The organism is Vibrio sp. MMH1-50 (assembly GCF_022347645.1).
GTDB lineage: Bacteria > Pseudomonadota > Gammaproteobacteria > Enterobacterales > Vibrionaceae > Vibrio > Vibrio harveyi.
Genome location: NZ_JAKRGG010000011.1, coordinates 1 through 12,444 on the forward strand (window position 1 = coordinate 1; position 12,444 = coordinate 12,444).

The window sequence follows — 12,444 nt, forward strand, 5'->3', positions numbered from 1 at the left end:
GATTCTTGATTTAGACCCACTAGACCTTTAAATCGCCGCCGCGTCTACAAACCAAGTCATTCTCGCTGAACCTAGCATCTCGAGGTTACTTGGGTATAACTCATTTGTTATAGCAATGGGTTAAATAGATAGAAAATACGTTCCAAGAAACGAGAGAAGATACTGCGCTTCTCCCATTCTTCTTTATCAACAGTGTGTGATTGTTGGATGTAGGTGTCCTGCAGCCACGACATTTGCTTGGTGAACTCTTCGTCATCTACTGCCAGAGTTACCTCAAAGTTGAGCCACAAGCTGCGCATATCCATGTTTACCGTGCCGACCAGACAGAATTGATCATCAATCACCACCGATTTAGTGTGCAATAAACCGCCATAGAATTCGTAGATTTTCACACCAGCAGCCATCAACTCACTGTAGAAAGCTCGCGATGCCCATTGCACCATCATGGAATCGTTTTTGTGTGGGATGATCAGCTCAACATCGATGCCACGTTGTGCGGTCATTTTTAATGTTTCGAGTAAATCAGAGCTTGGCACGAAGTAAGGTGTGGTGATCCTCACCGAGCGATTCGCTTGGTTGATCGCCAAAGTCAGTACTTGGTAAATCAAGTACTCCGGCATCCCCGGACCAGATGGAACCACCTGAATTGGATGTTGAAACTCATCGCTGTTGTCAATGCGGCACTCTGGGTGTTTAGGTAGCTGACGTTCACCTGTTTCTACTTCCCAATCCCAGCAGTGAATGGCACTTAGCACGTTGACCGTAGGACCGGTAATTCGCACCATGATGTCAATCCACTGACCAACACCACTGCTTTGTTTAAAGAAAGCAGGGTCGACCAAGTTCATTGATCCTGTATAAGCAATTTCGTCATCAATCACGATGATCTTACGATGCTGACGCAAGTCCAAACGGCGCAGGAAGATACGCCACATTTTAACTTCCAATGCTTGTACTACATCGATGCCCGCATCCTTCATCATCTTATACCAATGACTGCGGAAGAAGCGCGGACTACCAGCAGAGTCAAGAAGCAGTTTTACGTCTACGCCACGTTTTGCCGCTTGAATCAGTGCAGAAGCGACTGAATCGGCTAAGCCTCCTGGGTGCCAAATGTAGAACACCATTCGAATGCTGTGCTGTGCGTTTTCGATATCTTCAATGATGGAATGAAGGATCTCATCCGGTGATTGCTGAAGTGAAAGTGTGTTACCACTTAATGCAGGAAGACCCAAACGGTTGTTACATAGCTCATCAATGCGATAGATATGACGCCCCATTGCTTCTGGAACATGCGCGTTACAATCATTTAACTGAGTGAACCATTGTTGGAACGGTGTGAACATCACTTTAGCCCGTTCTGCACGTTTTCGACCAAGGTTAAGCTCACCAAATAAGAAATAACAAGCAACACCAAGCACTGGCAGGATGTAGATGATCATCAGCCATGCAAGAGAGACGCTAACAGCGCGACGTTTTAATACGACACGAATAGTAACACCAGCCACTAGGAACCAATAAAGCCCAATGCTAGCTAGGGTGAGAAAGTGATAGAACTTGTCCATATACGCCAAAAGTAATAAGCCCAACATGGATATTAAGCGGAAATGACGTAACGGGAAACTATTTTCATACCAACACGGTTAGGTGATTTTATGTTGTGAAATAGATTTTATAACGGGGTAATGTGTTACTAAGGTGTGAAAAGTTGGATGAAACTTTAACTTTTGCGCAAAAAAGCAGCATTTAGCGTGAACAATGATACATTTGCGCGATAAATGTGCTATTCGGGGTTCCAATTTTAAAGTTAAACTGCTTTACTTGCCATACATAGAGCGTCACACAAACATCTTATAAAGTGTACATTAATATTTACACGAACATATTCTAGACGCCTATCTCTATGCAAACACAACAAAACATTTTGGAGAAAAAGCGTGGCTACAAATACAGCAGCACCACGTGATACGTGGGGGTCTAAACTAGGCTTCGTAATGGCAGCAGCGGGTTCCGCTGTCGGTTTAGGCAATATATGGAAATTCCCTTACACAGCTGGTGAGAGCGGCGGCGGTGCGTTCGTTGCAATTTACCTTTTGTTTGTTATTTTTATCGGCTTTAGCGTCATGCTTACTGAGTTCGCTATTGGTCGTAAGACAGGTCTTTCAGCAGTAGGTGCTTTCAAATCGACTGATCGTCGTTGGACATTTACGGGTGTTATCGGCGTACTAAGTGGTCTATTGATCATGGGTTTCTACCCTGTAGTAGGTGGCTGGGCGTTAGCGTACATCTTTAAAGTAGGCGGTGGTCTACTAAGTGCTCCTGAAGCAATTGGTGACAGCTTCGGCGGCTTCATTTCTGATCCAGTTCAACCGCTAATGTGGATGGGTGTTTACCTGTTCCTAAACATCGTTATCGTAATGAAAGGTATTTCTGGCGGTATCGAGAAAGCGGGTAAAATCCTAATGCCTCTTCTATTCCTTATCCTGATCGTTGTATCAGTGAAAGGTCTGATGCTACCGGGCGCAATGGCAGGTCTTGAGTTCCTGTTCATGCCAGACTTCTCAAAAGTAGACAGCAATGTCGTTCTAGCGGCGCTAGGTCAGGCATTCTTCTCTCTAAGTCTGGGTATGGGTTGTATGATGACTTACGGTTCTTACCTGAAGAAGAAAGAGAACCTAGTTCAAACAACCGGTATGGTTACGGCAATGGACACAGGTGTCGCAATCCTAGCGGGTGTAGCAATGTTCCCTGCAATGTTCGCATTTGGTATGGAGCCAGCAGCAGGTCCAGGTCTAGTCTTCGTAGTTGTACCTCAACTGTTTGCTGAAATGGGCGGCGTAATTGGTCTTCTATTTGCTCTGATGTTCTTCATTGGTCTTACTGTTGCGGCACTGACGTCTTCTGTATCTCTACTAGAGGTAGTTGTTTCTTACCTAATCGATGAGAAAGGTCTGAAGCGTTCAACAGCAGTACTGTCTGCGAGTGTCGTAATGGCAACACTATGTGTGTTCGCGTCACTATCACTTGGTGGTGTTGGTCCAACCCTATTCGGTACGGGCGCATTTGATATCTTCGACCTACTAACAGATAAGATCTTCCTAGCGGTTGGCGGTATGTTGGTATGTATCTTTGCAGGCTGGCGTCTAAACCGTGCTGACCTTGAAAAAGAGATCACTAACGACGGTAAAGTTTCTTTCCCTCTATTTGGTCTTTGGTACAACCTAGTTAAATACGTGATCCCAGTCGCTATCGCAATCGTAGCTTTCATGGGCATCAAGTCTGGTTTCGACAGCGGTAAAGGCGAAATCATGCTACTTGGTATTGGTATCATTGCCCTCGCAGGTATCTTCTCTAAGAAGCTATAAGCGAAAAGCATTCAGCTAAATTCAAAAACTAATAAGCGGGAGTCTTCACAGGCTCCCGTTTTTTATATTCATTATTTATAGGATTGAGTGAATTCATATTAATAATGGGTATTAATTGTGAGACGACTCGCAAAGAGAGCTGGATCACAAAAATAAGTGTTAAAGTTGCAGTTGAACGTTCCGATAAGCCTTACAAAGCATGTGTAAATATGTGGATGAATTAAGTTAGAAAATAGAAGACAAGGGTAAGGTAGGTTATTAGTGACAATGTCTGTTCGTAAAAAACTGTACGCGAGTTTTGGTGCAATCTTAGCAATCATGCTGGTGATGATTGGAATTATCACATTAGAAGTATTGAACTCGCACGAAGTGGCTGACGAGGTGAGAACGGACGATGTTCCTGAAACTGTTCAGTACTTAATTTTGATCGATGAAGCAGGTGATGTTTATCGTGATGCATTAGGTAGCATCGTAGGTGTATCGGGTGTTCAGGCGGAGTACCAAGTAAATAAACAAGAATTTGCAGCAGCGATTGCTGAAGTCAAACTTTTGGAAACGGTTGGTGGCGAAGATTACCGTAATGTTGAAAAAGTTGAACGTTACATGAGTAATTTCACTCGTGACTTTGAGTCGCAAATTTTGACTAATCTTGGTCTAGAAAACGTTGAAGAGAACGTGGCGCGCCTTCGCTCTCTTTATGACGCTAACCTAGCGCCGATTGAATCTATCCTTGATGCGGCATCAACGGATGGTCGCCAAAGTACCAGTGAAGCGCTACTGGACCTTTCGTATTCGTTTAATAGCATTGAACTGACGATTTATGTGCTTGGTTCGATTGCGCTGATTGCAACAGCCGTTATTGCGTACTTGTTGTCCAACTCAATTACTCACCGTTTGAGTAAGCTCGATGAGTTAGCGCAACGTGTCGCGGAAGGCGATTTAACGGTAGAACCGATTGAAGATAAATCGGGTGACGAGTTGGCTAACCTAGCGACTTCTCTAAATAAGATGCAAGCATCATTGACTAGCCTTATTGGTTCGATTTCGCTCGTATCGGAAGAGGTGAAATCGGTTACCGGCGAGCTGTCAGTTGTGAGCCAAGATATTGTGTCGGGTGCAAGTAGCCAATCTGATAAAGCAAACTTGATTGCGACTGCGGCAGAAGAGTTGAGCTTGACCATTTCTCAAGTTGCAGAGCAAGGTGCTGCGACGTTTGAAGAAGCACGCAAGTCGGAATCAACCGCTGAACAAGGTCGCACCGTGATTGTTGAGATGGTGGAGAGTATTCAACAGGTATCACAGCAAATGTCGGATATGTCGGTGCAGATGAACAGCCTAGGTTCTCATGGCGAGAAAATTGGCGCGGTTATCAAAGTGATTGAAGACATTGCCGAGCAGACGAACCTGCTGGCATTGAACGCGGCAATCGAAGCGGCACGTGCAGGCGAGTTTGGTCGTGGCTTTGCTGTGGTTGCCGATGAAGTACGCGCTCTGGCTGAACGCACAACGAAGGCAACACAAGAGGTCGGTGAGATCATCCAAGCGATTCAAGTCGGCACTCAAGAGGCAGTGACTTACACGGAAGATGGCTGTCGTTTGGTTGAAATTGGCGTGAGTCAAAGCTCGGGAGCGGTGAACTCACTGGAAGAAATCGTTTCTGGTGCGGCTCATGTTCAAAGCATGGTGAACTCAATCGCGACTGCGGCTGAAGAGCAAACCGCAGTTACGAAAGAAATTGCGGCTGACATTACATCGATCAGCGACATCTCAAACCGTTCATTACAATTAGCGAATGACAGCTCGCAAAGCGTAGAAGGTCTGAACCGTAAAGTTCAAGAATTGGAAGCGCTGGTGGGTAAGTTTAAGCTCGCCTAATTGCTTAGAATCGGTATACTTCTGGCTCCAAACGTGGAGCCAGTTTTTTATGTTCGACATTCTACACACCCATCCAGATTTTCTGATCATCAATAAACATCCCAACGTCTCAGTACATAAGGACGATGGTGAAACTATGTTGCTGCAAGAAGTAGCGAAACAAAGTGGTGATGAGCAGTTGTATCTTATTCACCGCCTCGACAAAATGACGTCTGGAATTTTGCTTTTGGGTCGCAACGCAAAAGCAGCAAGCGTGTTGTCGCAAGCATTTGCAGATCGTCAAGTCGAGAAGTTCTATCTTGCGATTGGTTCGAAAAAGCCTAAGAAGAAGCAAGGGCTGGTAGTGGGGGACATGGAACGCTCTCGTCGTTCTTCATGGAAACTGGTCAACAGCAAAACGAATCCAGCGGTTACCCAATTCTTTTCTCTCGCTGCAGAGCCGGGAGAGCGCCTGTTTTTATGCAAGCCGCATACTGGCAAAACACACCAAATTCGTGTGGCATTAAAATCCGTTGGTTCGGGTATTGTTGGTGATCCTATTTATAATGCAGGTAATGACGCTGACCGTGGTTACTTGCATGCATTTTCATTGTGTTTCCCGTATCAAGATGAAACACATTGCTTTGTTTGCGATCCACGCGAGCATACAGCGCTTGGCAGTAAATGGCACAATGAAATTGTATCCCAAGGTATCGACACTTGGCTTTCTCCGTGGGAACTGAACTGGCCTACGATCAAATAACCATTACAAAGAAAACGAATAAGAGAATTCGATGCAAGCATCACAACTTCCGCTGTTTTTCCAGCATCTAGAAGCGGAGCTAACACAAGCTCCCAATGAAATCCGCCGACTGTTTCACGGTCGCGGTCGCCGCTTCGAAGGTTTAGAGCAAATCACATGTGATTGGTTACAAGGTCAGTTGATCATTAACCTATTTAAAGAAGTCGATGAGACGTTTGTTTCTGAATTAAAAGCTGGATTAAATACGCTTTCTGAATCTGCTCTGTGGGCAGAAAAACAGGGTCGCACTATCGTGATTCAACACCGTTATGCTGACGGCGCACCTTCAGAAATTCTGTTGGGTGAGCTAGATGCTCGACCTGTGGTTGAAGAAAGTGGCTTGAAGTACCAGCTAGATATCGGTCGTAACCAGAACTTCGGTTTGTTCCTTGATATGCGCTACGGTCGTGATTGGGTTCGTGAAAATGCCAAGTACAAAAATGTACTTAACCTGTTCGCTTATACTTGCGGCTTTTCTGTGGCGGCTATTGCTGGTGGTGCCGATAAAGTCGTAAACGTGGATATGGCAAAAGCGTCGCTTTCGAAAGGTCGTGAGAACCATAAACTGAATGGCCATAACATCAACCAAGTGAGCTTTATGGGGCACGACATCTTTAAGTCGTGGGGGAAGATCAAGAAGTCAGGTCAGTACGATATGATCATCATTGATCCACCATCATTCCAAAAAGGCAGCTTCGCGTTAACGAAAGACTACAAAAAGATTCTACGCCGTTTGCCAGATTTGCTAGCAGAAGGTGGGCAAGTTCTCGCGTGTGTAAACTCGCCATCGGTGACCAGCGATTTCTTGATTGAAAGCATGAAGGAAGAAGCGCCTGAGCTGACATTCCGTGAGCGTTTGGACAACCCACCAGAGTTTATGGATGTAGATAGCGAAGCCGCACTGAAGGTTCTGCTGTTTAGCTGAGTTTAAAGCGAGGTTCCCAGCTCAGTCGTTTTTCCTTATAGAGAATTTCTATCAAATGCTTCGCGTCTTGGTAGAATTACAGTCTGCGATAAACAAAAAGCGCCGAGCACGGCGCTTTTTTAATGTTTGTATCAACCGCTTTAACCAATCTGAACTTCGAGGTCGGATTCAATCGTCGAAGAACAGGCGAGTACATAGCCTTGTTCAATTTCTTCCGGTGTTAATGTTTCAAGGCTGGTTGAAGAAACACTGCCTTTGCGAACCTTACACTTACAAGAGCCACAAATGCCACTTCGACAAGCGACGATCAACGGTAACCCTGCGCCTTCCAACACATCAGCAAGGACTTGACCTTTTTGTGCATCAATCGTTTGAGCAAAGTCGGGGACTGAGACACTTGCCGTTTCATCTGACACTTCAGCTTCTTCACTTGCTGCTGGTGTAAAGCTTTCTTGGAAGAAGTTAGCCATATCAAAGCCAAGCTCGGTCAAATAACCTTGAACATCGAGCATGAACTGGTTTGGACCACATAGATAAACCGTGCGCTGATTAAAATCTGGGACCAACTCCTGAAGCCATTCCTTACTGAGTCGACCTTCAGGGTACTGGGTCTCACCGCGATTTTTTAGTAACAGCTTCAAGTTAAAATCTGGGTAAACTGAGTGGTAAGTCTCTAGCAAATCAAAGTAAATCGTTTCTGGTTGAGAGCGAGCGATATGCAGAAATTCGATATCCACTTCTTGATCATTGCTCAGCCATTGTTTTGTCATCGCGAATACGGGGGTGATGCCGCATCCAGCACTGATCAGCAGGGCTTTCTTTTTACCATCTAGCGTGATTGGTGGATGGTCAACACAGTTGAAATCACCCGTTGGTGGAAGAGCTTGAACTGTATCTCCAATCAACAGTTTATCGATGATGTAGTTTGATACCTTCCCGCCGTCGACGCGTTTAATGGTCAGTTGTAAGCAATCATCGCCGGAAAGGGAACTGAGTGAATAGGCACGGAATTCCATCTTGCCATCGATTTCAATGCCAAGATTTATGAACTGACCCGCTTTAAATTCAAACAAAAGCGATTCAGATAAGTCTGCCAGCTTGAGGCTCACTGCATCGGCAGTCTCGTGATATTTATCTACACAGCGTAAGGTGACAGGTTGACTGCCTTGCCATTCAAAAAACATAACAATCTCTTTGGTTGTCGAGTACTCAATAGATAAAAGCGCCCCCAATTAAGGAGGCGCGTGATAAGCAAGGTGATTACGCTGCTAGGATAGTTTTAAGGTCATCTTGAACATTACCAATGCTGCGCATATCGAACTTCTCTTGGATAATTGCAATCAGGTTTGGCGTCAAGAATGCAGGCGCTGTTGGACCTGTGTAGATGCCTTTCACGCCTAGTGCGAATAGCGTAAGTAGGATCACAATCGCTTTTTGCTCGAACCAAGAAAGAACAAGCGTAAGAGGAAGCTCGTTGATGTCGCAGTCGAATTCTTTCGCAAGGGCTAATGCCAGCTGAATTGCTGAGTATGCATCGTTACATTGACCCACATCCAATAGGCGAGGGATGCCATTAATGTCGCCAAATGTATTCTTGTTAAAGCGGTATTTACCACAAGCCAGCGTTAGGATTAGCGTATCTTCTGGTGCTTCTGCAGTGAAGTCTGTGTAGTAGCTACGTTCTGCTTTGTCGCCATCACAACCACCTACTAGGAAGAAGTGTTTGATGTTGCCTTGTTTCACTTGGTCGATAACCGCAGGAGCCGCGTTCATCAGTGCGTTACGTCCAAAACCAACCGTGATGTTGTGCTCGATTTCGTCGTGTTGGAAGCCTTCTTGTGCCAATGCACACTCGACTACTTGGCTAAAATCATCACCTTCTAGGTGAGCGACACCTGGCCAACCGACAATGCTACGAGTGAATAGACGGTCTGCGTACTGACCCACGTTCGGGTTCAATAGGCAGTTTGAGGTCATCACAATCGCGCCAGGGAAGTTGGCGAATTCTTTCTGTTGGTTCTGCCACGCGCTGCCGTAGTTACCTACTAGATGAGGGTATTTCTTCAGCTCTGGGTAGCCGTGTGCAGGCAGCATCTCACCGTTAGTGTAAACGTTAATGCCTTTGCCTTCGGTCTGTTGCAAGATTTTTTCTAGGTCGTGAAGGTCATGACCAGAAACAAGAATACATTTGCCTTTGACTGGCTTAACGTTAACGGTTGTTGGCTCTGGGTGACCGAACGTTGCTGTTTCACCGTGATCCAGCATTTCCATCACTTTGTAGTTCATAAGACCAATACGCATTGAGCAATCTAACAGTTCGCCTAGATCTTCAGGGTCAGTACCCAACCAAGCCATGATTTCGTGGTATTCGGCGAAGATGTCATTGTTGGTTTGCTCAAGTACGCGTGCGTGTTCCATGTACGCAGCTGCACCTTTTAGACCGTATAAGCAAAGCAGACGTAGACCGATAACGTCTTCGTGTACTTGGTCTTTACCGCGGTTTACCGCAACTTGAGGAGCAAACGCCAAAATTTCCTCTGCGCTGTTTGGCAACTCGAAGTTCGCTACATCAGGAATGTTCACTAGCACTTCATCTGTAAGAGCTGCTGCTGTCATCGCTTGGTCTTTTAGCAGCGCTTTGTAAGTGGCTGCTTGAGAAGTCAGTTCAAGGATACGTTCTGGGTCAAAGTTTACGTTGGTCAACGTAGAGAAGAATGCTCTTGGAGCCCACTGGTTGATTTCATCATTGATGATATTGAATTCAAGCGCGCGTGCTGCCCAAAAAGAAACCCCTTGCAAAGTGTAAACCAACACGTCTTGTAGATCGGATACCTCTGAAGTTTTGCCACACATACCTTGTGCGAAAGAACAGCCTTTTACAGCCGGGGTTTGGATTGTCTGTTCACATTGAATACAGAACATATTGGGTTCTCCAGTGATTGTAGTAATAGTCGTTTTGTTTTCTCCAATAGAGCAGAATGCGTGCCAATAATTATCTCTTTGATTTTTAATGGTTTTATGTATTTTTGAGTATGTCGCTGATGTGATTTTTACAACGTAACTGATGTGTAAATAACAACGGTGTATTTGAATTGGTGATAAAAGCGACGCGCGAGAAACGTTTTAACGGGCGATAGTGGAAGTGTTTGTTAAACAGGAGATAAGTTATTGCGGTTTTGTGGAGGCAAGAGATTCCCGATTGCGCTCCTTCGTCGCTGTCAGGAATGACGCAATAAGGTAACTGAAACCTTGATGAGTTTAAGGAGTTACAAGAAAGCTGAGACTTGAGCGGTTTAATTATTACGAATGAGGAAGAGTAAGTGAAATACGAGAAACCAGATGGGACAGTTAGCCCAAGTACATTGGTGTTGGGTGTCATTCCGGACGAGCCAGAGTGAGTCATCCGGAATCTCTTTGTTTACTATCGATATGTTTGCTATCGATAAAAGTAAATCGTTGTTTCACAAGGGCGAAGCGGGAGCCTCTATTTATTTATGCCGAGCTTTTTACCCATGCGATATAAGTTACCCCGATCCATCTGTAAAAACTCCGCTGCTTTTGCCCAAACACCGCCAGATTGGCTCAATGCGTGCTCAATCAAGTCATGTTGATAGCGCTCCACCAACTCGCGCATCGGCTGGCTCTCTCTAGGCAAGTAATGCGATGTGCTTTTTACATCATCTAACGCGAGTGAAGTGTCAAAGTGATTGAGCATGATGGTGCTATCGCCTTGCTGAATGGCATGTAATGCCGCTCGCGTTAAGGTATGCTCAAGCTCTCGAACATTACCGTACCAAGGCAGAGACTCTAATTGAGTCAGTACCTTAGGGTGAACATGAAGGTTTGGTGCGTTAAATTGCTGGCGCACTTTTTCCAGTAAGTATCCCGCAAGAACTGGAATGTCGCCGTCACGCGCGCGCAGTGGTGGCACTTTGATGGGAAACACGTTCAATCGATGGAACAAATCAGCGCGGAATGTGCCAGTTTCCACCTCTTTTTCTAACTGTCGGTTAGTGGCTGCGATGATACGTACGTTCACCATCAAATGCTGATCGCTGCCCACACGTTGCAGCTCGCCTTGCTGAATAACGCGCAGTAGTTTTGCTTGTAAAACCAAAGGCAATTCACCTACTTCATCTAGGAAGATTGTGCCGCCATCAGCTAGCTCGAACTTACCTGCACGGTGACTATTGGCTCCGGTGAAAGCTCCCTTCACATGGCCAAACAGTTCGCTCTCCGCCAACCCCTCGGGTAGAGCGGCACAGTTCACGTAGATCATCGGCTTATCGTTGCGATGAGATTGAGCGTGAACCGAATGAGCGACAAGTTCTTTACCCGTACCGGTTTCTCCAGATACCAATACCGCGTAATCCGATTGTGCAACGGTTGCTATGTTATTTCGTAACTGATTGATCTGTGGACTTAAGCCAACCATGTCACCGTGTTGTGATCGCGCTTGTTGAATCAGGGTTTGTGTAACGCTTTTTTGCTTTTGGTTTTGTGCTTTGAGGGCTTTTAATTGTGCAATGTTGCGCAGTGTTGCCGCCGTTAGTGCCGCGAAGGTTTCGATAGCTACTGGATCGATATGATCAAACGCGCCAACAGCAAGTGCATCCATGGTTAATGCCCCGACAAGTTGCCCTTCAACATATAAGCTAAAACCCATGCAGTCATGGACATCAATGCATTGGTATTCGGTCAATAATGTCCCGTCAAATGGATCGGGCAGGGCACAGTTGGCATCGAAGCGAACAGGCTCGCGGCTATGAATGATGGCATCCAAACGCGGATGGGCTTTAGGAAAGTAACGGCGACCGAGTACTGAGTTTGACAAGCCTTTTACTGCAACCGGCGTTAGAAAGCCATCCTCATCGAATATGAACAAGCAACTCGCATCACAAGGGAATACTTGTGCGACCCCATCAATCAGGTTTTGGTATTGCTGCTCATGAGAGCGATTTGAGCTCAAATTGAGTGCGATATTGAGGAGTACATGGTCAACAGTAGGAGTCATAACAAGCCCAGAGTTATCTTGAATGGGCTCATGCTAGCAACTTGATGTCATTTGAACATCGAAAGGTGAAATAGATTGATGTTCCATTGACGACGATCAAGTGACACGCCAGAACTGTGATATAGATAAATGCAACTGGTTGAGTTTAATGAATTGAAAGCAAGGATCGCTCCACTTCTAAGGAATATATCCTAAATTGGAACTTCAGCATTGACCTCAAGTTAACTTGAGCTTCTATCCTCGATTTGAAAAACGTCAGGAGGGTAGATTATGCAGAACGATTACATTAAAGAACTAGCGGTGAAGAGCTATCAAGAAGAGCGACAAAAAGAGTATTTTCGAGCTAAGCAGCAGAAGTGGCATGTGCCGAGTTTTGTCTCTGGGATTGTGGTGACGCTGGTGGTGAGTGGGATGCTTTATTGAGGGAAGATTGAAAAGAGATTCCCGGTTGCATTCCTTCGTAGCAATCAGGAATCTCCCTTTA

At 45.5% G+C, this 12,444-nt stretch carries 9 protein-coding genes; 5 read left to right on the plus strand and 4 right to left on the minus strand.

Annotated elements, in window-relative coordinates; genetic code table 11:
- Positions 1 to 107 precede the first annotated feature (107 nt).
- Positions 108 to 1,565, minus strand: coding sequence for a cardiolipin synthase (gene cls / locus MHO32_RS10840; protein ID WP_239211766.1), 1,458 nt, complete (start codon positions 1,563 to 1,565; stop codon positions 108 to 110).
- Between the two features lie 372 nt (positions 1,566 to 1,937).
- Here cls and MHO32_RS10845 point away from each other — a divergent pair, with 372 nt between their 5' ends.
- The 4 genes from MHO32_RS10845 (at position 1,938) to MHO32_RS10860 (ending at position 6,946) form a co-directional block, all read left to right on the plus strand.
- Positions 1,938 to 3,365 carry a sodium-dependent transporter gene (locus MHO32_RS10845; protein WP_005450673.1) on the plus strand — a complete coding sequence of 476 codons (1,428 nt, stop codon included), beginning with the start codon at positions 1,938 to 1,940 and terminating at the stop codon, positions 3,363 to 3,365.
- A gap of 261 nt (positions 3,366 to 3,626) precedes the next feature.
- A complete protein-coding gene (locus MHO32_RS10850; RefSeq protein WP_239211769.1) occupies positions 3,627 to 5,240 on the plus strand; it encodes a methyl-accepting chemotaxis protein in 1,614 nt (537 codons plus the stop codon).
- Between the two features lie 49 nt (positions 5,241 to 5,289).
- Positions 5,290 to 5,982, plus strand: a complete 693-nt coding sequence (locus MHO32_RS10855) for a TIGR01621 family pseudouridine synthase (protein ID WP_239211772.1) — start codon at positions 5,290 to 5,292, stop codon at positions 5,980 to 5,982.
- Between the two features lie 31 nt (positions 5,983 to 6,013).
- Entirely contained in the window at positions 6,014 to 6,946 is a 933-nt protein-coding gene (locus tag MHO32_RS10860; protein ID WP_005450667.1) for a class I SAM-dependent methyltransferase, read from the plus strand.
- A 140-nt stretch (positions 6,947 to 7,086) separates the two neighbouring features.
- On the opposite strand, the gene MHO32_RS10865 is transcribed toward MHO32_RS10860, so the two are convergent.
- The 3 genes from MHO32_RS10865 to norR all read right to left on the minus strand — a co-directional run bounded on the left by MHO32_RS10865 (position 7,087) and on the right by norR (position 11,960).
- Positions 7,087 to 8,130, minus strand: coding sequence for a hybrid-cluster NAD(P)-dependent oxidoreductase (locus MHO32_RS10865; protein WP_029789457.1), 1,044 nt, complete (start codon positions 8,128 to 8,130; stop codon positions 7,087 to 7,089).
- Positions 8,131 to 8,206: 76 nt separating this feature from the next.
- A complete protein-coding gene (gene hcp / locus MHO32_RS10870; protein ID WP_005450663.1) occupies positions 8,207 to 9,868 on the minus strand; it encodes a hydroxylamine reductase in 1,662 nt (553 codons plus the stop codon).
- Between the two features lie 562 nt (positions 9,869 to 10,430).
- Positions 10,431 to 11,960 carry a nitric oxide reductase transcriptional regulator NorR gene (norR, locus tag MHO32_RS10875; protein ID WP_239211775.1) on the minus strand — a complete coding sequence of 510 codons (1,530 nt, stop codon included), beginning with the start codon at positions 11,958 to 11,960 and terminating at the stop codon, positions 10,431 to 10,433.
- A gap of 270 nt (positions 11,961 to 12,230) precedes the next feature.
- On the opposite strand from norR, the gene MHO32_RS10880 reads away from it, so the two are divergent.
- Positions 12,231 to 12,383, plus strand: a complete 153-nt coding sequence (locus MHO32_RS10880) for a hypothetical protein (RefSeq protein WP_017188183.1) — start codon at positions 12,231 to 12,233, stop codon at positions 12,381 to 12,383.
- The last annotated feature ends 61 nt before the right edge of the window (positions 12,384 to 12,444 follow it).

Bases quoted from the DNA above. Each gene is read 5' to 3' on its own strand.
- hcp (WP_005450663.1), bottom strand. From the start codon at position 9,868: ATGTTCTGTATTCAATGTGAACAGACAATCCAAACCCCGGCTGTAAAA.
- cls (WP_239211766.1), bottom strand. From the start codon at position 1,565: ATGGACAAGTTCTATCACTTTCTCACCCTAGCTAGCATTGGGCTTTAT.
- MHO32_RS10855 (WP_239211772.1), top strand. From the start codon at position 5,290: ATGTTCGACATTCTACACACCCATCCAGATTTTCTGATCATCAATAAA.
- MHO32_RS10880 (WP_017188183.1), top strand. From the start codon at position 12,231: ATGCAGAACGATTACATTAAAGAACTAGCGGTGAAGAGCTATCAAGAA.
- norR (WP_239211775.1), bottom strand. From the start codon at position 11,960: ATGACTCCTACTGTTGACCATGTACTCCTCAATATCGCACTCAATTTG.
- MHO32_RS10860 (WP_005450667.1), top strand. From the start codon at position 6,014: ATGCAAGCATCACAACTTCCGCTGTTTTTCCAGCATCTAGAAGCGGAG.
- MHO32_RS10865 (WP_029789457.1), bottom strand. From the start codon at position 8,130: ATGTTTTTTGAATGGCAAGGCAGTCAACCTGTCACCTTACGCTGTGTA.